This is a genomic window from Nitrospirota bacterium (genome assembly GCA_016219645.1).
In the GTDB taxonomy this organism is placed as follows: Bacteria; Nitrospirota; Nitrospiria; order Nitrospirales; family Nitrospiraceae; genus Palsa-1315.
Map to the genome: position 1 here is coordinate 180,649 of JACRLR010000020.1, position 21,840 is coordinate 202,488.

General features: G+C 55.6%; 23 protein-coding genes, 1 tRNA gene, 1 pseudogene and 2 riboswitches. Of the genes and pseudogenes, 4 read left to right on the plus strand and 21 right to left on the minus strand.

Features of this window, described 5'->3' with window-relative positions:
* Window position 1: 1 nt before the first annotated feature.
* The 10 genes from HZB34_10005 to HZB34_10050 all read right to left on the minus strand — a co-directional run bounded on the left by HZB34_10005 (window position 2) and on the right by HZB34_10050 (window position 9,551).
* Window positions 2-598, minus strand: a complete 597-nt coding sequence (locus HZB34_10005; protein MBI5316295.1) for a cob(I)yrinic acid a,c-diamide adenosyltransferase — start codon at window positions 596-598, stop codon at window positions 2-4.
* Complete coding sequence (gene bluB / locus HZB34_10010; protein MBI5316296.1) at window positions 483-1,304, minus strand: 5,6-dimethylbenzimidazole synthase; 822 nt, start codon at window positions 1,302-1,304, stop codon at window positions 483-485. Before bluB ends, HZB34_10005 begins: the two co-directional genes overlap by 116 nt.
* Window positions 1,301-1,537 carry a cysteine-rich CWC family protein gene (locus tag HZB34_10015; protein ID MBI5316297.1) on the minus strand — a complete coding sequence of 79 codons (237 nt, stop codon included), beginning with the start codon at window positions 1,535-1,537 and terminating at the stop codon, window positions 1,301-1,303. The genes bluB and HZB34_10015 overlap by 4 nt, the downstream gene beginning before the upstream one ends.
* Window positions 1,534-2,133: a cob(I)yrinic acid a,c-diamide adenosyltransferase gene (gene cobO, locus HZB34_10020; protein ID MBI5316298.1), complete on the minus strand. Its 600-nt coding sequence runs from the start codon at window positions 2,131-2,133 to the stop codon at window positions 1,534-1,536. Before cobO ends, HZB34_10015 begins: the two co-directional genes overlap by 4 nt.
* Window positions 2,130-3,530, minus strand: a complete 1,401-nt coding sequence (locus HZB34_10025) for a cobyrinate a,c-diamide synthase (GenBank protein MBI5316299.1) — start codon at window positions 3,528-3,530, stop codon at window positions 2,130-2,132. Before HZB34_10025 ends, cobO begins: the two co-directional genes overlap by 4 nt.
* Window positions 3,531-3,546: 16 nt before the next feature.
* Window positions 3,547-5,577: a TonB-dependent receptor gene (locus HZB34_10030; protein ID MBI5316300.1), complete on the minus strand. Its 2,031-nt coding sequence runs from the start codon at window positions 5,575-5,577 to the stop codon at window positions 3,547-3,549.
* A 28-nt stretch (window positions 5,578-5,605) separates the two neighbouring features.
* Window positions 5,606-5,798: riboswitch (cobalamin riboswitch) on the minus strand.
* 124 nt (window positions 5,799-5,922) lie between these two features.
* Window positions 5,923-6,696: a carbon-nitrogen hydrolase family protein gene (locus tag HZB34_10035; GenBank protein ID MBI5316301.1), complete on the minus strand. Its 774-nt coding sequence runs from the start codon at window positions 6,694-6,696 to the stop codon at window positions 5,923-5,925.
* A gap of 1 nt (window position 6,697) precedes the next feature.
* Window positions 6,698-7,552 (minus strand): ABC transporter ATP-binding protein, encoded by an 855-nt coding sequence (locus tag HZB34_10040; protein ID MBI5316302.1) that lies wholly within the window; start codon window positions 7,550-7,552, stop codon window positions 6,698-6,700.
* 16 nt (window positions 7,553-7,568) lie between these two features.
* Window positions 7,569-8,645 carry an iron ABC transporter permease gene (locus HZB34_10045; protein MBI5316303.1) on the minus strand — a complete coding sequence of 359 codons (1,077 nt, stop codon included), beginning with the start codon at window positions 8,643-8,645 and terminating at the stop codon, window positions 7,569-7,571.
* Window positions 8,646-8,657: 12 nt separating this feature from the next.
* Window positions 8,658-9,551 (minus strand): cobalamin-binding protein, encoded by an 894-nt coding sequence (locus HZB34_10050; protein ID MBI5316304.1) that lies wholly within the window; start codon window positions 9,549-9,551, stop codon window positions 8,658-8,660.
* 191 nt (window positions 9,552-9,742) lie between these two features.
* A riboswitch (cobalamin riboswitch) is annotated at window positions 9,743-9,996 on the minus strand.
* A gap of 192 nt (window positions 9,997-10,188) precedes the next feature.
* Here HZB34_10050 and HZB34_10055 point away from each other — a divergent pair.
* On the plus strand, window positions 10,189-11,613 hold the full coding sequence (locus HZB34_10055) for a hypothetical protein (protein MBI5316305.1): 1,425 nt from the start codon (window positions 10,189-10,191) through the stop codon (window positions 11,611-11,613).
* Between the two features lie 398 nt (window positions 11,614-12,011).
* Complete coding sequence (locus tag HZB34_10060; protein ID MBI5316306.1) at window positions 12,012-12,203, plus strand: 50S ribosomal protein L28; 192 nt, start codon at window positions 12,012-12,014, stop codon at window positions 12,201-12,203.
* A gap of 125 nt (window positions 12,204-12,328) precedes the next feature.
* Here HZB34_10060 and HZB34_10065 read toward each other — a convergent pair whose 3' ends face one another.
* The 8 genes from HZB34_10065 to mtnA form a co-directional block, all read right to left on the minus strand.
* A complete protein-coding gene (locus HZB34_10065) occupies window positions 12,329-12,643 on the minus strand; it encodes a hypothetical protein (protein ID MBI5316307.1) in 315 nt (104 codons plus the stop codon).
* Between the two features lie 148 nt (window positions 12,644-12,791).
* Window positions 12,792-12,866: transfer RNA gene (locus HZB34_10070), tRNA-Gly, on the minus strand.
* 140 nt (window positions 12,867-13,006) lie between these two features.
* The gene (locus HZB34_10075; protein MBI5316308.1) at window positions 13,007-14,218 is read right to left on the minus strand and encodes a tyrosine--tRNA ligase; all 1,212 of its coding nucleotides are present in this window, start codon (window positions 14,216-14,218) and stop codon (window positions 13,007-13,009) included.
* The gene (locus HZB34_10080; GenBank protein ID MBI5316309.1) at window positions 14,215-14,688 is read right to left on the minus strand and encodes a helix-hairpin-helix domain-containing protein; all 474 of its coding nucleotides are present in this window, start codon (window positions 14,686-14,688) and stop codon (window positions 14,215-14,217) included. The genes HZB34_10075 and HZB34_10080 overlap by 4 nt, the downstream gene beginning before the upstream one ends.
* Complete coding sequence (lpdA, locus tag HZB34_10085) at window positions 14,688-16,118, minus strand: dihydrolipoyl dehydrogenase (protein MBI5316310.1); 1,431 nt, start codon at window positions 16,116-16,118, stop codon at window positions 14,688-14,690. Before lpdA ends, HZB34_10080 begins: the two co-directional genes overlap by 1 nt.
* Window positions 16,119-16,174: 56 nt before the next feature.
* Complete coding sequence (gene gcvH, locus HZB34_10090) at window positions 16,175-16,564, minus strand: glycine cleavage system protein GcvH (protein MBI5316311.1); 390 nt, start codon at window positions 16,562-16,564, stop codon at window positions 16,175-16,177.
* Window positions 16,565-16,578: 14 nt separating this feature from the next.
* Window positions 16,579-16,998, minus strand: coding sequence for a nucleoside-diphosphate kinase (gene ndk, locus HZB34_10095; GenBank protein ID MBI5316312.1), 420 nt, complete (start codon window positions 16,996-16,998; stop codon window positions 16,579-16,581).
* Between the two features lie 95 nt (window positions 16,999-17,093).
* Window positions 17,094-18,125 (minus strand): S-methyl-5-thioribose-1-phosphate isomerase, encoded by a 1,032-nt coding sequence (gene mtnA / locus HZB34_10100; protein ID MBI5316313.1) that lies wholly within the window; start codon window positions 18,123-18,125, stop codon window positions 17,094-17,096.
* A gap of 132 nt (window positions 18,126-18,257) precedes the next feature.
* On the opposite strand from mtnA, the gene HZB34_10105 reads away from it, so the two are divergent.
* Both HZB34_10105 and mazF read left to right on the plus strand, forming a co-directional pair.
* The gene (locus HZB34_10105; GenBank protein ID MBI5316314.1) at window positions 18,258-18,500 is read left to right on the plus strand and encodes an AbrB/MazE/SpoVT family DNA-binding domain-containing protein; all 243 of its coding nucleotides are present in this window, start codon (window positions 18,258-18,260) and stop codon (window positions 18,498-18,500) included.
* Window positions 18,500-18,838, plus strand: a pseudogene (gene mazF, locus HZB34_10110) (endoribonuclease MazF). Before HZB34_10105 ends, mazF begins: the two are co-directional and overlap by 1 nt.
* Before the next feature lie 88 nt (window positions 18,839-18,926).
* Here mazF and HZB34_10115 read toward each other — a convergent pair.
* The 3 genes from HZB34_10115 to HZB34_10125 are packed head-to-tail and all read right to left on the minus strand — an operon-like array spanning window position 18,927 to window position 21,816.
* The gene (locus HZB34_10115; GenBank protein MBI5316315.1) at window positions 18,927-20,096 is read right to left on the minus strand and encodes an undecaprenyl/decaprenyl-phosphate alpha-N-acetylglucosaminyl 1-phosphate transferase; all 1,170 of its coding nucleotides are present in this window, start codon (window positions 20,094-20,096) and stop codon (window positions 18,927-18,929) included.
* Entirely contained in the window at window positions 20,093-21,172 is a 1,080-nt protein-coding gene (locus HZB34_10120; GenBank protein MBI5316316.1) for a DegT/DnrJ/EryC1/StrS aminotransferase family protein, read from the minus strand. Before HZB34_10120 ends, HZB34_10115 begins: the two co-directional genes overlap by 4 nt.
* Window positions 21,169-21,816, minus strand: coding sequence for a PIG-L family deacetylase (locus tag HZB34_10125; protein ID MBI5316317.1), 648 nt, complete (start codon window positions 21,814-21,816; stop codon window positions 21,169-21,171). Before HZB34_10125 ends, HZB34_10120 begins: the two co-directional genes overlap by 4 nt.
* Window positions 21,817-21,840 lie beyond the last annotated feature (24 nt).

A 21,840-nucleotide genomic window follows, 5' to 3' on the forward strand; every position in this document is an offset into this window, starting at 1 on the left:
ATCAACCCGCCGCCTTCTTCACGTCACGTTCCCACAGAAATTCCGGTTCCCCCTGAGTCTTAGCGGCCCAACGGGCCAGAACAAACAAGGCATCGCTCAGACGATTCACAAACTTGACATTCACCGCATCGACCGGCTCCTCACGCGAAAGATGCACGCATACACGCTCCGCCCTGCGGCACACCGTCCTCGCCTGATGCAAAAAACCTGATACCTTTCCCCCTCCAGGCAGAATAAACTCTTTGAGCGGAGTCAAGTCCTTTTGACAACGGTCAATGGTCTTTTCCAGCTTAGTCACATCTTTCTCCGTCACCTGAGGCATGTTCTTGAATTCTTGGCCAGGGGCAGTCGCAAGAATCCCTCCAAGATCGAACAGCTTATTTTGTATCCACTGAAGATCCTCTTCAAGCTGTTCTGCCTCTGCATGGCGCCCCACCATCTCAGCATTCATCACCCGCACGACCCCGACCACCGCGTTCAGTTCATCGAGAGTGCCGTAGGCCTCGACTCGCAGACTGTTCTTCCACACCTGCTGTCCCCCGGCTAGCCTTGTTTTTCCCGCGTCCCCGGTTCTTGTATAGACCTTCGTGATGCGCATCGCCGTTTCTCCTATTACCCTGTACCTTTATTCCCCATGACTCGTAGTGAATGAGTTCCTCAATCGGGATCCTGTCTCGCCACCCTGCCGTTTCCAGCTCCGGCTTTATCGCAAAATCTGACACGTAGCCAAGACAGAGGTATGCCAGGACTTTAACCGGCCTGGGAATACCGAGCGCCTGCTTCAAGGCTCCATGGTCTAGAATGCTCACCCACCCGACCCCAATACCTTCAGCACGTGCAGCCAACCAGAGATTTTGAATGGCGCAACAGGTGCTGTATAGATCCGTCTCACGCACCGTGGAGCGACCCAACACATGTCTGCCGCCACGTTGACGAGTACAGGTTACGCAGAGATTGATCGGAGCTTCCTCGATCCCTTCGAGCTTCAGGCTCCGGTACAGCGTGGCACGGATACCGGCGTAATGCTTGGCTGCTTCCGTATTCGCCTGAGCAAAGAGCTGCTTGACGGCGTGCTTTGTCGAGCGTTCGCGGATAATGACAAAATCCCACGGCTGCATAAACCCGACCGACCCGGCATGATGTGCGGCGGTCAAGATTTTCGCAAGGACGTCGTCGGCAATCGGCTTCCGCACAAAATTTCTCCGGACATCCCGCCGCTCGAAAATCACACGGTAGACCGCCGCCCGCTCATCGTCTGAAAATCTTCCCTTGTCGGCGCTTCTGATGCCCTGACGCGCACTCATGCGGGCTCCTTATACTCGGCATGTGGCGGAGCAGCAAGTTTCAAAGGAACCAACCCTACATCGCCTGCTCCGACCTTCTTCAAACATGCCGGACATAAACAATCTTGAAACCGAGCGGCGATCCAATCCATTTGCAGCTCTGTAATGCCGATCTTTCCGCACCAGCATTGGTATCCAACGCACTCGAACGCACTCCCACAGGCCTCACAAGTCTTTGTGGCCGGACCTCTCAAAACTCCACCCCCGCTTGTGCCTTGATGCCCTTCCGAAATGGATGTTTGGTCTGCTTCATCTCTGTAACGAGATCCGCCTCTTCGATCAACTCCTCCATGGCACCACGGCCGGTAATCACGACATGCTGCATGAGAGGCCTGGCACGAAGAACCGGCAATACGTCTTCAACTCGTACATAGTCATGCTGGAGAGCGATATTGAACTCGTCAAGAATGACCATGGCATAGGACTCATCCTTCAGAAATTCGCACGCCGTCGTCCAAGCTTTTTGTGCAAACGTTGTATCGCGCTCCCGATCCTGTGTTTCCCAGGTGTACCCTTCACCCATGCGGAGAAAGGTGACACGCTCGCCAAAAGACTTGAGTGCCCGTTCCTCTGCCGTATCGATCGCCCCCTTGATGAATTGCACCACCGCCACCTTCATGCCATGACCAAGACATCGCAAGGCCATCCCCAGCGCCGCGGTTGTCTTCCCCTTACCGGCTCCAGTATAGACAATCAACAATCCTTTCTCTTCTTGCGCCGCCTCGATCCGTCGATCTACCGACGCTTTCAACCGCTCCATCTTGGTCTTATGCTCGGCCTGCCCGGTCACGTTATACCTCCGGAACTCACAGATAAAACGCTATTTGTTCGGCGGGCAGAGGCGATCAACGAGATCGCTACCTGTGGCTGACTGGCAAAATGCAGATGGGTGTATAACGCCATCGTATTGCCGACACTGAGCCCATCCTGCCCCTTCGAATTTCCCTGCGCATCACGGAGTACACAGGCATAGCTGGGTATTCCCTTTAGAACCATCGTGGAGTAATGAAACTCATGCCCGCGCACGGTGGTGCCAGATGCACCGAGTACGCAGTCCCGCGAGAGTTCCACTGTCCTATACCCCAGAGTCAGATCCGACTTCTGCATGACCGTTTCAGCAGGAAACAACCCGACCATGTCATACGATGTACCAGCGAAGTCGCGGATGGCTTGCGTGAGATACATCATCCCTCCGCATTCCGAATAGATCGTCCCACCCCGCTCAGCGAACTGCCGGATTGTGGCCCGCATACTTACATTATCAGCCAGCGCCTTGCCATGCAGTTCCGGATAGCCCCCGCCGAGGTACAACATATCCACGTCAGGCAGCACCTGATCGTTCAAGGGAGAAAATTTCACCAATTCCGCCCCTGCTGCTTCAAGCAACTCTAGATTGTCGGGATAGTAAAAGCAAAATGCCTGATCCTGCGCGACACCGATTCGAACCATACGATCCTGGTGTTTCTTTGCGGGCTGGGACATCGTCACCGTCAACTCTCCAGACGAACGGGCCAGTGCCTCGATTCGATCCAGATCGATCGTCTCTACCGCTGCCTTACCCAACCGGCGATAGAGTTCGCCCTTCCCCTGTTCCATGGCCATCACAAGTCCCAGATGGCGATCGGTGATCGTCACCGCCGGGTCTGGCCGAAGATATCCTACGACCGCCACATCAGTTTCTTGCTCCACCGCTTCCTTGAGCAGCCTGTAATGTCCATCACTGCTGATCCGATTGAACAGTACGCCGGCAACACGAAGTGCCGAGTCGAACTTCGCATACCCCGACACCATGGCTGCAGCAGAGCGGGCCATGGCACTTCCATCGATGACGAGTAGCACCGGTGCATCCAGCTGCTTTGCCAATTCAGCCGTACTGCTGACTTCGCTCACCGGTGAACTGCCGTCGAACAAGCCCATCATCCCTTCGATGATGGAAAGGTCTGCATCAGTTGCGGCTCGCGTGAAAATGCCCCGATTGACGTCCGCCTCTAACATCCAGCCATCCAGATTCCGCGACGGACGGCCGGTGACGGCAGCGTGATGGCTCGGATCGATGAAGTCCGGTCCCACCTTGAATGACTGGACACGACGGCCCCGAACTCTCAGGGCCGCCAAGATCGCCAAAGTCACAGTTGTCTTGCCGACTCCGCTATGGGTGCCGGCAATGACCAAACGGGAGAACCTCATGCTCCTCATTCATGCCTTAGTAGGTAAGCTTCACGCCGCCATACACCGACCGGATGGGCATGCCAAAGTAAAGGATTTCCTCATACTTTTCGTTCAAGAGGTTGTCGACCCGCCCAAAGACCTGCCAGTTATTTGTAACATCATAGGTCCCTGAAACATTGATGACTCCAAAGGACCCTTGCCGTTGACTCGGCGTGTTAGCGGCATCGTTGTTGCGTGCCCCCACGAATCGATAATCCACGTTGATTCGGACAGGATCGATCGGCTGGTAGGTCATGCCAAGGGTCGCCTGATCATAGGGCCATCGCGGAAGCCTAGTGTTTTCTGGACGGCCTGGCAGGCCATACGCTCTTGTCACCGTCATCGTATACTGTCCACGAAAATCAAGCCCCTTGATGAGTTCATACTTAAAACTTATTTCCCATCCTTCCGTCTTTGCCGATGCGATATTGGTGGGACAGAATCCGAAAGAAGATGATGGGCAATCGGGACTAGGGACCGACAGAAACGTGATTAGATTATCAAAGTGATTCCAGAAATACCCGACACTCAGCTTCAGCTTGTCCCGAAACAGGCTCTGATCGACTCCCACATCAGCACTCTTGCTCTTTTCCGCCTGGAGATTCGGATTCCCAAACCCTTGGAAGAAGAGATCATTCAGCGTGGGTGCCTTGAAGCCAGTCCCATAACTCGCACGAATCTTTGTGCCAGTTTCTTTGTGCAAGTAACCGCCAGTCAGGCGATAGGTTGTCGCATCTCCAAAAACATTATAACTATCCTGGCGAACTCCTCCCGTAAACAAGACGCGATCGAACAGATTGACTTGCGCTTGAGCGAAGCCAGCATTCGATGTGAGCAGCCTATTGGGTGACGCAGAGCCATAAAATCCAGAGGCATCGCCTTGCTCTTGACGAAATTGATAGCCAGCCGTGAGAAGCACCTCCTTCCTTACTTGAAAATTGTGCTGCCATTCCAGCCGCTGGTTAAGGATGTCTAGATTTGTCGAAAATGGGGTGAAGCACGTATCGAAATTAGGAAAACAGGACGTGGGGCTGGCGGTGATGTTCTGCCCTGTATTAACATTGTATCCGGCGGTCCCACTGTTGGCGGTTAATTGTTCATTCGCCTGTGCGAGTGTGAGCTTCTGGTTCCACCACGACGTAATCGGCTGGTCATAGGTTGCACTGAGAATCAGGTTCCGATTCGTCTGTTTTGCTCCAAATACGTCTGCCGGCGCACCACTGTCTGCAAACCCGTCGAAGTTGAGATCAGAGTTATACCAGCGAATATTGAACTCCAGGCGCCCATCCCTCGGCAACGAAATGCCGAGCTTTCCTGAGGCTTGCCAGTTACGGAATCCGTCTCGCTCATATGCTCCACGTCGATAATTGATCGCGGAAAAGCTGCTGGTGTCCCAGCGAGAGAGCGAGGCAGAAATGTCAACGATCCCTTTACTACCGGACGCCTGGACACCTTCACGGATGGAGGCAAATGAACCATATTCAACGAAGGCACTTGATGTGAACTTGTCAGTTCCCCTCTTGGTATAGATATTGATGACTCCGCCGATCGCATCTGACCCGTACAACATACTCTGGGCTCCGCGAAGGATTTCAATTCGATCGATATTCTCCGTCGTCAGATTCGCAAAGTCATAGACACCGGTCGTCGGACTGTTCACGATCACACCATCGATCAACACCATAGTATGTTTGGCAGCAGCTCCGCGCATTTTCACAGAGGCTTCCGTGCCAGGACCGCCGCTTGATGTGGCGAACAGACCCTCTGCAAGGCGCAACGCATCGATAACGGTCTTGATTTTTTTTCGTTCAAGTTCTTCTCCCTTAATGACCTCAACCGCGCTGGTCACATGAGAGACTGACATCGGAGTCTTGGTCGCGCTGACCACAACCTCGCGGGTTTCGATGACATCCGTTTGTTCAGCTGATGCCACTTCGATCTCCGGGGCAGCATGGGCGGGATAGCACAATGCAAACAGAGGAAGTAGACACCACCAGGCACGACAAGAACGAACCAACCACGGCATGACGAACCTCCCTTGTGCTCGAAGGGTTGAGTCGAATCAACCGCGGGATGGGTCTCCTGACTTGCGGATCGTTGTTCCCCTGCGCCTTCCCATGTGCTGATGCACACAGTGGCACGATGCAGAGTTACTCCCCGCTTACAGTGGCGGCACCGTGATGGACTTGCACCATCTTCCCCGTCACCCGCGTTGCTTCTTCAAAACGCCCTTTCTGAAAAGTTGACCGCCCCCTTAACGCAGCACAGCCGGACCGGGGACATGACCCTGGCTGCCAATTTTCTTCACGCCTCTTGACCGATACCAATGAGAAGGGCTGTCTCTTGCGCCTGTTGCAGACAGCTCGCTGCATTATCTTGCTTTCACGTACTCTGCCTGAAAGCCGGCGGATCGCGGCTTCATGCTGCTGAAATCCCAGTCAACCGTCAGAATGACCGACTGGTCCGAGGTATGAGACAAGACTCGCTCCCCATTTGCAACTACGAGGCTTGGAGCCTTCCAAAACTCGAGTGTGCGCTCGGCCCCAGTTCGATTGCAGACGATCAGAGGAAGGCCGGTTTCGTGCGTGCGAGCCTCCCACTCCCCGTTCGGACCGTGGATGCCCGGCCCCCATGAGGCTGGCGATACATAGATCTGTGCCCCGCCAAATCTCAACGCCCTGGCGATGTTTTGCGTATAAGCATCGCTACACACGAGAATCCCGACTTTGATGCCATCGCACTCAATTGGGACGGCGTCGTCCCCTGGACTGGACCACGACAAGGAGTCGCTCGCGACATTGAGCTTGCGATGGCGGCCGATGATTTCCCCATGAGTGTTGATCACGAATACCGAATTGTAGAGTCGACTCCCATCGCGCTCAGGACATCCGATGAACAATGTGCATTGCAGCTCTTTCACTAACCGGCACATGCGTTGCATCCATGGATCCGGCTGGGGCTTGATCCAGTCGACCCCAATCAATCGAGGGAACTGGAGGCCGCATACGGCCAGTTCCGGTGTGACGATCCACCTCGCCCTGACGGCGGCGGCTCGCTTGATCGCTTCGACAATCACGTATTGATTGTGCTCGACGGCTCCAGGAATCGTCTCAAGATGCAAGAGCGCAATTCTGCCAGTCCTCATATCACACCATGTTCATCGGCATTGTCACACGCGGCCGGCCTGTCTGGGGATGGGCATCTACAACCACGTCGCACCCGTACACTATCCGAAGCACCTCCGGGCGAATGGTCTCTTCAGGCGAACCAATACGGCAGAGCTGGCCTTCCTTGAGCATCAGCACACGATCACAATACTGGCTTGCGACATTCAGATCGTGCGACACCAAGACGACTGTCAATTGCCGTTCAGCCCTTAGTCTTGCGACGAGCGAACAAATCTCAATCTGGTGGTTGATGTCGAGAAAGGCCGTCGGTTCATCGAGCAACAGAATTTTCGGCTCCTGAGCCAGCGCTCTGGCAATCACGACTCGCTGCCGTTCGCCCCCGGATAAGTCGGACACCAACCGATCGGCCAGCGACACAACATCGGTATCGACCATGGCTTGGTGTGCAGAAGCAAGATCGCTCGCAGTCTCAACTCCGATTCCCATGCTCCACCAACGGACCGTCCGATGCGGAAACCGTCCCATTAACACAGTCTCAGCCACGGTAAACGGAAAGACTTGCGCATATTCTTGCGGTACCACCGCAACCAACCGGGCAATGTCGGCCTGGCTCCGTTTCTGAAGCGAAGTCCCACCCAGCAGGACATCCCCTTCCCCGACCGGCAGGAGTCCGGACAGAATTTTCAACAACGACGACTTCCCTGACCCGTTCGGCCCCACGATACCGAGGATTTCTCCGGCATCGACATGGAAGGAGAGATGGTCCAGCGTCCACATTCTCCCTCGACCTTCCATAGTGGAATAGCGGAACGACAGACCTTCAACTTCGATGGCAGGGCCGTCTACTGGCAACAAGGGACTTGTTCTTCCCATCGTATGGGTCGTCACTTCACAGCATCCGATCTTTTCGCCACAGGAGGAGATAGAGGAAGAACGGACCACCAACGAGCGCCGTCACAATCCCCACAGGGATTTCAGCCGGCGCCATGATCGTTCGGGCTATCGTGTCGGCCAAAGCGAGAAACATGCCCCCGACGAGCGCCGAAGCGGGAAGCAGCAACCGGTGGTCCGATCCGATGAGCAGGCGCACCGCATGAGGAACGACCATGCCGACGAATCCGATCATGCCGCTCACCGACACAATCGCGCCGGTCAGAAGCGCCGTCAGAGCGAAGAGATGTTTCTTGACCCCCTCAGTCTCCACACCGAGAGAACGGGCAGTTTCCTCTCCCAGGGTCAACACATTTAAGAGCTGCGCTTTATGCATCAGGACCGCGAGCACGAACAGGACGTACAGGAGAAATATGCCCAGCGCCGGATAGCCAGGTGCGGTCAGCGACCCCATTAACCATGCCATCAATCCCGCCGATCGATTCGGTTCCATGATCGAGGTGATGAACATGATGAACGCCGTCAAAATGGCATTCAGAATGACACCAGCCAGCAATAAGCTATGAATCGGCAGGCGGCTTTTCGACTGCGCCAAGCGATAGATCAGGATAAGCGCCAGGAGGCCCCCGGCAAACCCGAACAGCGGCAGCAGAGGGAAGAGCAGGAAGGTGGAGCCGATCCCGAACAGCATGGCCATTGAGACACCGAGCGCAGAGCCGCTCGATACGCCCAGCACATAGGGATCGGCGAGAGGATTTCTTAGCAACGCTTGAAGCGTCACACCAACCGCCGCCAAACTCCCTCCCACGAGAAAACCCATGAGCACTCGGGGAAACCGAATTTGTACCAGAATGATCTCGGATGTCTCTGAGCCCGGTGAACCGGCCAGATCTCCACGAAACAGATGCATGATTGCCGGCACAACGTTGCCGATATTCACTGACGTCGCACCAAACTGCAGACAGAGCACCAGGACAGCCATACAGGCCAGCAGCAGCCCGCCGACCACCGTGATCCATCGATGGAGGGTCAGCACCGAACCGGCATGGGTCCATGATGAAACGATATGTGCCATAGGCTGATCGGGTTATCGTTCGGATCGGCTATCGGGCGAACTGTCGGAGTGTAAAATATTTGCGAGCGATTCAAGTCCCTTGGCGATGCGCGGACCAGGCCGGTTGAGCCAATCGGCAGAGATCTGATGAAGCCTGCCACGCTTGACCGCCGTCATCGTTGACCACTGACGCCAGGTCTGTTGCTCACTTTCTGAGATGCCTTCCGCCTTGCCGACAGGAAACACCAGTACTTCCGGATCCTCCCGGAGCACAGCCTCCAGGCTGAGTCGTGGATAGGGGGTTGTGCTCTTTGCGGCAATATTAATTCCTCCAGCCATCCCAATCAGCTGATCGATAAAGCTTCCTGGCCCGACAGTGATCAAGGGCTGGCTATTCAACACATAGAGCACCCGCACCCGGGGCATTCCTTGAATGCGCTGTTGGATCGCCGCTACCTGCTGCCTGAGCTGCATGGCCACTGCATCGGCTTTTGACGATCGCCCGACGATACGTCCTAGTGTCTGGATGTGGACAAAGATCCCCTCGACATTCTTATCCCCCAAAATAAACACCGGTATGTTCAGCTGTTCGAGTTTGGCAATGATATCAGGCTTAAGGAAATCGTTAGGCGCCACCACCAGATCCGGTTGGAGTGCCACCAACATTTCCATATTTGGATTGGAGTAACCCAGCTTCGGCTTCTCACCGGCCTCCGGCGGATAGTCGCAAAAGTCTGTGACTCCGACAAGCTGATCTCCAGCTTCCATCGCAAACAACATCTCGGTAATGCTGGGCGCCAGTGAGACGATCCTGGCGGGAGGCCTGGCAAAATACATGCGTCGACCGGCATCATCGACATAGGCCTGCGCCGATACGTGCGCCATGAAGGGCATGCCGGTCAAAATTCCCTGTTGCCGTCGTTTCATGTTCGACATCTCATCATCATGGGCAGCCGGCGCAGGCTGTATTGGAAGCAGCACGATGGCTCCGAGCAGGAACCCCATCCATCGGCTCGTGAGGAAGATGCCGGAGGCCATAAAAAAATCCTCAAGGCCTGGGAAGACCCTGAGGATTGCTCCCGCAATTCATCCTCGCCAATTCCCCAGCCCACGAGGGAATATCGTTCAATTCTCCGGGGAGGTGTTCTGGCTCATGGCTCGTCCTACTCCCCGCGCCTTCCCATCCGAAGCGTGAAGCGTCGCTCGTCGTTCGTGAAGCGTCGCCGGAAACAGAGACCTTACGATATACGCTTCACGAGATACGTTTCACGCCCACTGGACAGTGGCATTCGCGGGTTTCGTCCCCATTTACAGCGGCGGGACCGCGAGGGACTTGCACCCTCTTCCCACACCCAGGAGTCACAATGTTGGGAGCACTCTAGGAGACCGCGAAGAAGCTTGTCAAGTTCATTAATGTCCGTCTCCTTCACAGCCTGCACAGGTTCTGCCAGGCCACGTCCGTATCCATCGGGAAAGGAGCGAAAGACAGAGGTTTTTCAGGCGACCTCACGGCATAGGCTTTGCTCAAACACAGCCGAATGCCGCAACGTCTCTTTACCGATCTATGAAACATCTGGTCATCGGCATCGTCCTCATCTGGGCCATTTTTCAGCTTTCGAGCTTCATCTGGTCCTCTAAGGGGCAATCCCCCAGTCCTCTCTTTACCAGCCTGCTGGAACCTCCTCAGTATCGTCTTACCAACCCCTATGAAAACGGCTATTTCTACCTGCTTGGCTTTGCTGCGGAGGTTACGCTGGATCCAGCCAAGGTGGGTCATGAAATGTGGCTGGAAATCAACTCGGCTCACGGCTCAATCGATTTCGATTATGACAAGCCAGGTCGTTCGAGTTTACAGATTGAGGTTCCGACAGAGCAGATTCTTCCTTCCTGGAATTCCGAAAATCCGGTAGGCGGGTTCCACAATATGCACGCGCTCCAGACGCTGGGCAGTTACGATCATGTCCTATTAACGCGATATGAACGTTGGCTCGCCATGCCTTTCGAGGATATGGGGTTCGGACACCGGGGTACACCCCGTTTTGTGGAGGTGTTCGTTGCGCACCGGCTCTACATCGCCGACGGGTTTTCTCGCCAGACAACTCTGGGCATGCAGCGGCTCAAGCAGGATATGCAGGTGTGGCGGAACATCCTTCGCGATGCGACAACCGTCAGCACAAAAGTCATGGCGCAAATCGTGATCACCGACAATCTCCATTTTCTTTCAAATCTGCTATCACAGCGTACTGTTAACCAAGCTGTCTTGGCGATGGCCCCCAACATTGCCCCTCCCCTCACGACAGCAGAGGCATCACTCCAATGGCCGCTTCGGCATCAATTCTCACTCGGCGTCCATGACAATGAGTCCCGTACATTCGCCACGGAGAAGCAGACTCACTCCCTCAGTCCACAAGAACAGTGGCTGGCGCATACGGCTCGTCTACCAGAACAGGCCTTTCGCTTGATCTCGCATCCGCACAGACGCTCATTCCTTGGAATCCCGCTACAGACGCGGGAAACCTGGGAAATGTATGCCACCTACTATGATGCGATGATCCATGCCACGGAAGCAGGCCAGAGCACCCTGCCAACGATTCACGAACTTGCGGGGACCTCACGCAATGGAATCCTGGAAAACTTCGTCAGCCCAAACTCCTTCGAACCGGACTGGGATCCCTTCCAATATCAGTTGAGAGAAACCGATGCCAGGCTGCGACTCGCTTCGCTGCAGGCTGTCCTGCAACGCCCAAGCCCGCAGTCCACGGTACCGAATCGACTCGCTCAAGTTGGTTCGGGCTACTACGATCCCTTTAGTGGATTACCGATGTTGTGGAGCCAGACGCAACAAAAGATCTATAGCGTGGGAAAAGATCGATACGACGATGGGGGCGATCCGACTTTCGATATCAGCGTACCAGCGATTGTCTCTCACAAGCCCGCGCCGAAAGAATCGCCAGCATCTGCCGCAACCCGCAGAACAACCCTCCGCTAGCCCGGCCCCGTTGTTCGTGAAACGTGAAGCGTGAAACGTCCTAGTCCAAAAACGAACGACGCTTCACGAAATACGCTTCACGGATTTCGAGCACGCTGGCGGACTTTTTTAGCATCCTGTTAGGACCTCCGCTCCTATGCCGAGCCCCAATCCTGCTTGTGTGGGCCAATGTCCTTATGCTACAGTTCGAAGTTGAAAAAGCGTACACCACGCAGGATGCTCAAAAAGGCCGTCCAGCAAGGCCGCAGCGAGCATCTATTCACCAGGGGAGGCTGGGGTGATCCCAACTGCGCGCGTCCAACGAGGGGAGTCTGCGACCGCGCGTTGTGCGAGCAAAGGGATTACCCCAGCCTCCCCGCCCAATTTTTCAGCATCCTGCTAGATGAAGGAGTATCCCCGTGGCATATACATGCGATCTCTGCAGCAAGCGTCGCCAGTCCGGCCATAACGTCAGTCACGCCAATAACAAGACCAAACGAATCTTCAAACCCAACCTCCAACCAGTCCGGGCACTAGTCGACGGTCAGACCAAGCGCATCAGGGTCTGTACTCGCTGTCTCCGTAGCGGCAAAGTCCAAAAATCCGTATAGCAGGCTGCTGAACCGTTATTTGGTTTTTTGGTCTGTTTCGTTTGTTTGGTTTACCAGATGAACCAAATCAACCAAATACACCAAACAAACCAGTTTGAGCCTCCCGCTAAAACTCGCCTGCTCCTTTACGGGGCTGACCAGAGAACGCGGCCACTTTCATCGGACAACTTAACGGCCAATCGGTCATCAGGAGAGAGGGAGAGTTTTCGGTTTCCATCGCGGCTCACCATCACGAGCCCCACCTCGCTGTTCTTGTCCAGTCCCAATCCAGCCCGCGCTTTGCCGGTCGTATCCAATAGGAGAAACTCCTCCGCATTCATCCCGTTGGCCTTCTGCGCTATAACGAGTGAGGGAGCCAACCACCATCCACTTAACGCCCCTCCTACAATGCTTCCAATCAAAGTCACCATGACTAAGAACCCATAATGCCATCGGCTCACAACTCCTCCTTCCTGTACCAGGCCGCCTATCCCTGTGCTGACGAACGAGCCACAAAAAATAAAAGGACTTGGAAGCGCATGCCTCTCAAGTCCTCCACCTCGCACATGTACCACTTCACGCCTAACGTTTCACGCTTCACGTCTTCTTTGGAGCGGGCGAGGGGATTTGAACCCCTGACAACTAGCTTGGGAAGCTAGGACTCTACCACTGAGCTACGCCCGCTCGCTGCCTGGCATCCTACGTGGGACATCTGCTTCAAGTCAAGAAATCCAGCATCTAGCCACAGCCTCAGCCACAACCTGACGTTGGATAAAGGGGATCGGGGAGTCTTTGTTGAGGCCCCACGGCATACGAGGAGAGCGCTACGGGCGGAATTCGACCAGCGCGAACTTTCGGCGGCCGACCTTCAGACGATAAGCTCTTCCTGGCACAATCGATAACAGGGCATTTGCGTCGCTCTGCTTCTGTTCATCGACCTCCAGGCCCCCCTGAATAATCAACCGCCGAGCCTCGCTCTTACTCGGCACAAGCTTCGTCTTCGCCACCAGATCGACAAGGCTGATCGTTCGCCCCTCGCGTAGATCGGTCTGGGTCAAGATCACGCGCGCATCCGGCTCGCTTGGAAATTCCCGCTCCTGAAATTTCTGTTGAAAAGCCGCCCTGGCCTGCCGGCCCGCTTCAGCCCCATGGTATTGCGCGACAATCAGCGCTGCGAGCGTCTGCTTCGCGTCCATGGGATGAGCAGCCTTGACGCCTACCATATCCTCCGTCGTCAGCAGCTCATAGTACCGGATCATCAATGTGTCGCTGATCGACATCAGCTTACCGAACATCTCGTTAGGTGTGTCTTCCAGTGCGATATAGTTCCCGACACTCTTGCTCATCTTCCTCACACCATCCGTGCCTTCGAGCAATGGCATCGTGATCACCACTTGAGGCTCCTGGCCATACACCCGCTGCAGATCTCGACCCACCAGCAGATTGAACTTCTGATCCGTGCCGCCCAATTCGATATCGGACGTGAGTGCGACGGAATCGTAGCCCTGAACGAGAGGATACATGAACTCATGGATACTGATCGGTTTCTGTTCCGCGTAACGCTTACGAAAATCGTCCCGCTCGAGCATCCGCGCGACATTGTAATGGGCGCTCAAATGGATCAAGCCTTCTGCGGTCATCGTACCCATCCAGCGACTGTTGAATTCCACAAGGGTCTTCGCAGGATCGAGAATTTTGAAGATCTGCCCCTCATAGGTCTTGGCATTTTCCAACACCTTCTCTTTCGACAGAGCCACACGCGTCTCCGATTGACCGGTCGGGTCGCCGATCATCCCGGTAAAATCGCCGATCAAGAAAATGACTTGATGGCCGAGTTCCTGGAAATGCTTCAGCTTGTGGATTAAGACTGTATGGCCCAGATGGAGATCCGGCGCCGTCGGATCGAAGCCTGCTTTCACGCGCAACGGCCTGTTCTCCTTCAAAGACCGAGTCAGTTTCGATTCCAGCTCAGCCTGCTGAATCACCTCCACGACTCCGCGCAGAATCAAATCCAATTGTCTGGAAAGTTCGCTCATGTCCTCTTCTTCCCTCTACTGGCTGATTCGCTATCCGGCATGACCGTAATCAATGGACGGATCCGTTCAAACTTCTTGCCTCCAATCCCCTTCACCTGCCGCAATTCATCAGGCGAGTGAAAGGCGCCAACTGATTGCCGATACGCGATAATCCGCTCCGCTAACCGGGCACCGATTCCTGGCAGCGCATCAAAGTCCTGTTCCGTCGCCCGGTTCAGATCGAGAAGATGCTTGTGAGATTGTGTTGGAGTAGCGGCAGTAGAAGGCTGCGGTACGAAAGCGACAGGGGCTGGACTCACCTCCGCTGCGGGTTCTCCGCTTGAAACATCGTCAAATTGCCCACCCTCAAGCGGTTGGGCTGTCAGGTCCTGGGCACGGTCGAACGAACCCGGTAAGGTCCACCCGATCCAGAAAACCACACTCAAGGTCGCGGCGAACATCCCGAGTTTAAGCAGGAGTGACTGCCACATTATTGCGTCCTCTTTCGCGCTTGGTGAATCGCCTTCCCTTCAACATCTTCAGCCGCTTCCATCAGGCCTTCGGCCAACGTCGGATGGGCATGGATCATCTCCGCCATCTCGGTCACCGTTGCGCCGACTTGCATCGCCATTGCCGCTTCATGCACGAGATCTGCTGCGTGGGCCCCGACGATATGCACCCCCAGAATCTTACCGCTCGGTGACTCGGCAATGACCTTGAAAAACCCCGTCGTATCCCCTGTTGCTTGTGCCTTCCCTACCCCGGCATAGCGAAAACGTCCGACTTTCACCGCCACGTCGGGATTCTGTCCGACAGCCTGCATTCGTTCGCGCGCTTGCTGTTCTGTCATGCCGACGCGACCGATTTCCGGCAGGGTAAAAATTCCGGCAGGGATGACATCGTAGCGGATCGACGTTTCATGCCCCATAATATTCTCGACCGCAACCTTGCCCTGAGCCGAGGCCACATGGGCCAACATCATCTTGCCGACGACATCCCCAATCGCATAGACCCCCGGCACGGTGGTTTCCATCCGTTCGTTGACGAGAATTTCTCCTCGCCGTCCCACTTGCACACCAACCCTCTCCAAACCAATGCCGCTGCTGTTCAATCCTCGCCCGACAGACACCAGGAGTTTTTCAGCTGCGATTTCTCCGCCTTCCTTAAGATGCGCCGTGATGGTCGCCGCCGACCGCTCCAATCTCTCGACGGTGGTCCCAGTCAGGACCGTCACGCCTCGTTTTTTCAGTTCCCGTCCCATCGTCGAAGAAATCTCTTCATCCTCCAGAGGAAGAACTCGCGGCATCAATTCAATAATTGTAACTGCTGTCCCGAGCCCATTATAGAGCGCCGCAAACTCGCAGCCTTCGACACCTCCCCCAACGATCAGGAGACTGGCAGGAATGATGTCGAGGTCCAGGAGGTGCTGGCTGGTCAGAATCTGCGCGCCATCAATCGGAAACTGTGGCAGATTCGGCCAGGATGACCCGGTAGCAATCACGATCGCGTCGGCCTGAATATCCCGCACCGTGCCGTCCTCCGCGGTCACCGTGACTGTCTGCCGATCCCGCAGCGATCCGGTCCCCTGCACATGTTCAATATTCCAGGCCTTAAATAGCGTTGCAATCCCCTTCACGAGCGTTGCCACCACCTTGTTTTTCCGCGCAACCATCCGAGCGAGATCGTAGGTCACGGGCCCTTGGACGAGTAGCCCCATGTCTTCTGATTTCTTCACCTTGTCGCCGAGCTCGACGACCGAGAGAAGGGCCTTACTCGGAATGCAACCCCAATTCAAGCAGACACCGCCGAGGGCATGAGATTCGATGACGGTCACGCTGGCGCCAAGCTGGGCAGCCCGGATCGCCGCGACATAACCGCCAGGTCCCGCGCCGAGGATGGCGATGTGCTTTTGAGCTGGCATAGGAAGGTAGGGATTCAGGCTGATGTCGAGCGTAGAAAGTGGCCTATGCCTTGGCTTCAGCCTTTCTTCTGGCTGGCAAGGAAGGCCTCATACTCCGCTGCAGCCATCAGCTTGTCCACTTCGTTCGTACTCGACAGATCAATCACCACCATCCAACCCTTGCCATAGGGATCCGAGTTCACGACTTCGGGATGATCTTTCAAGTCGCTATTGATCTTGCTAATAGTCCCACTCACAGGCGTGTAGATCGTGGACGTGGTCTTGGTCGATTCGACCTCACCGATCTGCTGCCCAGCCTTCACGACAGCGCCGGGCTTCGGCATGTCGATGAACACGATGTCGCCCAACGCATCCTGGGCAAAGTGACTGATGCCGACTGTGGCCTGCGTGCCGCTCACACGCACCCATTCATGCTCTTGGTGGTACCGGAGGTCCTTTGGAATCATATGTGCTCCTGCCCCTATCCGACCAGATCCATCTCAGCGAAAAAATATCCAATCTCAAACTTGGCGGTCTCAGGAGAATCGGAGCCGTGCACTGCGTTAAACTCGATATTGGTCCCATGGGCTTTACGAATCGTCCCAGGCTCTGCCTTGGCCGGATCGGTCGCACCCATCAGTTCCCGATTCTTCTTGATCGCATTGTCTCCTTGCAGCACCAGCACCACGGCAGGACCGGACGACATAAAGCTGCAGAGGCTCTGAAAAAACGGACGGGCCTTATGCACGGCATAAAATCCCTCCGCTGTCGATGTTGAGAACTGCATCATACGGATGGCCACCGGCTTCAGGCCGGCCTTTTCATAACGCGCAATAATATCGCCGATCGCCTGCTTCTTCACGGCATCCGGCTTGATAATGGCTAATGTTCGTTCACTCATTGCTTGATATCTTCCTCCGTCTAATTGGAAAATCTGGCAAAATGACCAGAGGCATTATAAGGGTGGGGTGTATACCTTGCAAGGGAGCACATGCCTTAGGAGGAGAATTGCGCGGCCAAATCCTGTGGGGAAAATATACCCCGCTCTGTAATGATCCCTGATATCAACTCCGCTGGCGTCACGTCGAAGGCTGGATTGTAGACCTGGACTCCATGTGGTGCGACTGGATGGCTCCCGTGTATGGTGGTGACTTCTGCAGGATTCCGCTGTTCGATCGGAATGTCCGTTCCTGTTTTGGTCTTCAAGTCGATCGTGGAATAGGGCGCGGCGACATAGAAGGGAATGCCGTGGGCTTTCGCCAACACTGCGACTGAGTAGGTCCCTATCTTATTTGCCACATCTCCGTTAGCGGCGATCCGGTCGGCCCCCACGATACAGAGGTGAATTTTCCCCTGCCGCATCAGGGAACCAGCCATGTTGTCTGTGATGAGGGTCACAGGAATCTTATCTTGCATCAACTCCCAGGCCGTAAGCCTCGCTCCTTGCAGAACCGGTCTGGTTTCATCCGCGATGACTTGGATCTGCTTTCCCTGTTCCCAGGCCGAGCGAATGACGCCCAATGCCGTGCCATAGCCGGCAGTGGCCAAGGCTCCGGCATTACAATGGGTCAGAACCGTTTGACCGCTCGCAATCAGTTCCGCTCCATGCCGCCCCATCGCCTTACAGAGCGCGACATCTTCATCGAGAATCACTTGTGATTCCTTCAACAGCGCAGCTTTGATGGATGCAATGGCCTGCGCGCGTAATGAGGCAAGCAATCGTTTCATCCGTTCGATGGCCCAAAATAGATTGACCGCCGTCGGCCTCGTCGCTGCGAGGTGATCGCAGATCACCAGCAACGATTTGGCGAAGGACTCGTAGTCGGATGCAGCGATGGTCTGGGCACCAAGGGCGACCCCCATCGCCGCCGTCACACCGATAGCCGGTGCACCCCTTACTTTAAGGTTGCGAATGGCGTCGGCTACAGTCTGGTAGTCCTTGCAGTCCAGAAATTCGACGTGCTCGGGGAGCCGGCTCTGGTCGAGCAGCCGCACTGCGCCATTTTTCCATTCAACGGTAGGAACCATGCGGACTCTTGTAGCGGGAACTGCGGCACAGTGCAAGCCCTTGGTTTTTACCACGGATATATTGGAACCAATTGACTCACCCTTCGGGTCTCGCTAGTATCTACACAATAGATACTCACGGAGGCCTTCATCATGAGAACCACCGCTCAGAAATGGGGCAATAGCCTGGCCGTCAGAGTCCCCAAGGGCATCGCTCAACAGGCAGGCCTCAAGGTTAACGATGATTTGGACATCGAAGTCAAAAAAGGCGCGCTCATACTGAAACCTCATCTTCGACGCGTGTATCGGCTTGAGGACTTACTCAAACGTATGACCCCTCAGAATGTCCACGAGGAAATGGGGTTCGGTGGCCCCGTAGGCCATGAGGCCCTCTGATGGCAAGTCGCAGATATATCCCTGATCGCGGCGATATCGTCTGGCTTCAATTCACCCCTCAAGCCGGGCATGAACAAGCGGGGCATCGCCCGGCCCTTGTTCTCTCGCCGGCAAGCTATAATCGGCGGAGCGGATTGATGCTCTGCTGCCCGATCACCACTCGTGTAAAGGGCTACCCATTCGAAGTGTGATTGGGAGAAGGACAGGATCTGGCAGGCGTTGTTCTTGCGGATCAGGTCAAGAGTCTTGACTGGAAGGTCCGGCGGGCCAGCAAGAAAGGACGAGCATCTTCGCTGGTGATGACGGAGACCTTGAGCAAACTACAGACACTCCTCTAATCGGGTCTAGTCCCTCGCATCCCCATCGTTGTTTCCCCCTCGATTTGCAGGTAGCTCACAGTGAATCCTGCTGGAATGTAGGCGAGGGTCAGCGTTTCTGGCGACCGCTCCACTCGAGTATCGTGATCATGACCGCAATCAGGCAAGCCTGCACAAGTAAGAGCACCGCCTCAGCCGCTCCGGCATGCCGGAGGGCCAGGGCCGCCAAGCCAAGGCAGATCGTCATGAGACAGATCATCGCGACACTCGCCTGGCGAGACCCCAACGCACGTTCCAGCCGGTGATGGAGATGATCTTTGCCCGCGTAGGTGAGCCATTCCTTCACGGAACGCACTTTCCCTGTCGCGACCCGTTCTACAGTGATGTGGATCATATCGTAGATCAGCACGCCGAAGATCAGGAGGGGATTACTGAAGGAGACGATCGGGCTCTGGTCGGCCCAATTCCCCTTGACGGCAAGACAGGCCAGGGTGAAACCGAGAAAAGTCGCCCCTCCGTCTCCAAGAAAAATGACGGCAGGTTTACGGCCTCGAAAGTTATAGGGAAGAAATCCGACTCCTGCCCCAATGATGGCGATGGCAAGCCAGCCCAACCCAGGCTGGTTCGTCTCAAACGCCACAGCCCCCATAAATCCAGCAATGAGAATCGCCAGCCCTGTCGCCAGACCGTCCATGCCGTCGAAAAAGTTGAACGCGTTCGTGATCCCGACGATCCAGAACAGGGTCAGCAGAATATTTGCCACATCGCCGATCGGACCGCTCGGAAACAATGTCAGCACCTTGCCTGTGGCAATGACGATCCCGGCAGCCACAAGTTGGGCTGCAAGCTTTGACACAGCGGGCAAATCCCATACATCATCGATGACACCGACGATCAATAATAGCGATCCTGCTGCCAGCGTTGCGATCATCCAGTCCGGCAGGATCGAATTCAACAGCACCGAGCCAAGGAACCCGAGATAGACGGCGACGCCACCGAGCCTGGGAGTCGGCTGTGTGTGGATTTTCCGGTCCGACGGTTGATCGACCAACCCCCACTGATGACTGAGGTGAACAATGAGTGGCGTCAATGCGCCGACGCCGAGAAACGCGAACAGGAGGATGTAGAGCCACCGAAGACCTTCGAAGACAAAGAGTTCACGAATGGTGGGAACCGCCAAGGCCACTACCCCCAACAGGGCCCCCATGGCAGCCGGCGTCAGCCAGCGCCAGCTGCTGCGTAGGGCGAAGGGCGACACTTCGACATCTATGGCTTTCACGAGAGGACCTCAGCCAACGATTGACGAATCTGCCGCACTTCTTCGTCTGCTAGATCGGGATAGAGCGGAATCGACAGGACCGTCCGATCCGCCTCGTCACTGTTGGGGAAACCGGATTGATCCAGATACCGGTGGAGTGGCCGAAAGACCGGCTTGCGGCAGGAAACCCCCTGCTGTTCCAAGGTTCTGATGAGCCCATGCAGTGCGTCAGGGTCGGTCTTGAAGTGCGGAATTCTAACTGTAAACCGATAGTAGCCATGCGTCCTGCCCGGAGGCACGCTCGGCATGAAGAGAGCTTTACCGGACAGGGCTTCCCGATAGGTGGCCGCGAGGACACATCGTCGTTCCTGAAAGGACTCGAATCGTCCCAACTGGGAAAGTCCGAGCGCTGCTTGCAAATCTGTCAGCTTCAGGTTGAACGACGAAGGATCCAACTTCGTTGCCCCATCATATTCACGCAATGATCTGACTCGATCGAGCAACGCGCAGTCATTCGAAAGCACCATCCCTCCCTCACCTGCGCACAATAGCTTCGTCGCATAGAAAGAACAGACGGTGAGCCGCCCGACTGTGCCGACCGGCCGGCCGGATTCCGTCACCCCTAATGTCTGGGCACAGTCTTCAATCAACGGAACCCCCAGCCGCTCAAATGCCGTCAGGTCAGCCGGGAGACCGAACAGATGCGGAACAATGATCGCGCGAGTCTTACTGGTCACAGCCCGGCCGGCCGCAACCGGATCGATGTTGAACGTCTGCAGGTCGATGTCGACGAGCCTGGCCTCTGCCCCGACCCGTTGGGTCGCCAGCCATGGAGCCGAACAGACATAACTCGGCATAATGACTTCGTCACAGGGACCAATCCTGAGTGCCCGCAGAGCCAGCTCAAGCGCTGCAGTCCCTGAGCTGACCGCCACCCCGCCCTGCAGACCGAGGAATCCCGCCATCGCTTGTTCGAATCTCTCGACATAGGGCCCTTGGGCAACCTGCCCTGAACGCAATACCTCGGCCGTCGCTCGCAGATCTTCCTCGTCGATCGAAGGTCGCGAATGGGGAATCGTAGTTGCCACAGTCGTCATATGCCGATATTAATAAACAATCGAAGGGGAACAAAGCCTTCTGCATTTTTCACCCGGCCCTGGATGCCGCGAAAATGGGCCCCGGCCCGGATGACGTCTACGATACTTAGCCCCTCGATGTTGGTCTTTTTCACCTGCGAGGCGTGGGCCTCGATCGATTTGACCTTCTCTTCAAGCACCTGATCGATATCGACAAAGACAGTCGGTGAGAAGTTCTGAGTCGTCGGCCCCTCATAGAACAACACGTTTTGCGTATAGCGAGTCGCTGTGATCGTACTCATTGCCAGATGCCGATGGTCCTGATGGGTATCGTCGTGGAAATGCGAAAAGATGAAGTGCGGCTGCACTTCCTTCACCACCTGTTCGATCTCCTGAATCAATTCGCGTCCCATCGGAACAGCTGTGTCCTCATATCCACCCCAGAAAATTCTCTCGACTCGGAGTTGTTTTGCCGATTGCTCCTGCTCCCACTTGCGGACATCGCTCGAGCCACCCTTATCACCGGCCGTCATCACCATGAGAAAGATGCGATGCCCCTTTTGCGCATACTTGAGCAAGGTCCCGCCACACCCGGCTTCGATATCGTCCGGATGCGCGCCAATGGCCAGGATCCGCATCGGCACTCTGCGTTCAGTCGCCATCATTTCCCCCCTCGACCTTGTCCATTT

Excerpts from the sequence above, each read along its gene's own strand:
- HZB34_10005 (MBI5316295.1), bottom strand. The coding sequence starts at position 598 with ATGCGCATCACGAAGGTCTATACAAGAACCGGGGACGCGGGAAAAACA.
- bluB (MBI5316296.1), bottom strand. The coding sequence starts at position 1,304 with ATGAGTGCGCGTCAGGGCATCAGAAGCGCCGACAAGGGAAGATTTTCA.
- HZB34_10025 (MBI5316299.1), bottom strand. The coding sequence starts at position 3,530 with ATGAGGTTCTCCCGTTTGGTCATTGCCGGCACCCATAGCGGAGTCGGC.
- HZB34_10030 (MBI5316300.1), bottom strand. The coding sequence starts at position 5,577 with ATGCCGTGGTTGGTTCGTTCTTGTCGTGCCTGGTGGTGTCTACTTCCT.
- HZB34_10035 (MBI5316301.1), bottom strand. The coding sequence starts at position 6,696 with ATGAGGACTGGCAGAATTGCGCTCTTGCATCTTGAGACGATTCCTGGA.
- HZB34_10040 (MBI5316302.1), bottom strand. The coding sequence starts at position 7,552 with ATGGGAAGAACAAGTCCCTTGTTGCCAGTAGACGGCCCTGCCATCGAA.
- HZB34_10045 (MBI5316303.1), bottom strand. The coding sequence starts at position 8,645 with ATGGCACATATCGTTTCATCATGGACCCATGCCGGTTCGGTGCTGACC.
- HZB34_10050 (MBI5316304.1), bottom strand. The coding sequence starts at position 9,551 with ATGAAACGACGGCAACAGGGAATTTTGACCGGCATGCCCTTCATGGCG.
- HZB34_10055 (MBI5316305.1), top strand. The coding sequence starts at position 10,189 with ATGAAACATCTGGTCATCGGCATCGTCCTCATCTGGGCCATTTTTCAG.
- HZB34_10075 (MBI5316308.1), bottom strand. The coding sequence starts at position 14,218 with ATGAGCGAACTTTCCAGACAATTGGATTTGATTCTGCGCGGAGTCGTG.
- HZB34_10080 (MBI5316309.1), bottom strand. The coding sequence starts at position 14,688 with ATGTGGCAGTCACTCCTGCTTAAACTCGGGATGTTCGCCGCGACCTTG.
- lpdA (MBI5316310.1), bottom strand. The coding sequence starts at position 16,118 with ATGCCAGCTCAAAAGCACATCGCCATCCTCGGCGCGGGACCTGGCGGT.
- gcvH (MBI5316311.1), bottom strand. The coding sequence starts at position 16,564 with ATGATTCCAAAGGACCTCCGGTACCACCAAGAGCATGAATGGGTGCGT.
- ndk (MBI5316312.1), bottom strand. The coding sequence starts at position 16,998 with ATGAGTGAACGAACATTAGCCATTATCAAGCCGGATGCCGTGAAGAAG.
- mtnA (MBI5316313.1), bottom strand. The coding sequence starts at position 18,125 with ATGGTTCCTACCGTTGAATGGAAAAATGGCGCAGTGCGGCTGCTCGAC.
- HZB34_10105 (MBI5316314.1), top strand. The coding sequence starts at position 18,258 with ATGAGAACCACCGCTCAGAAATGGGGCAATAGCCTGGCCGTCAGAGTC.
- HZB34_10120 (MBI5316316.1), bottom strand. The coding sequence starts at position 21,172 with ATGACGACTGTGGCAACTACGATTCCCCATTCGCGACCTTCGATCGAC.
- HZB34_10125 (MBI5316317.1), bottom strand. The coding sequence starts at position 21,816 with ATGATGGCGACTGAACGCAGAGTGCCGATGCGGATCCTGGCCATTGGC.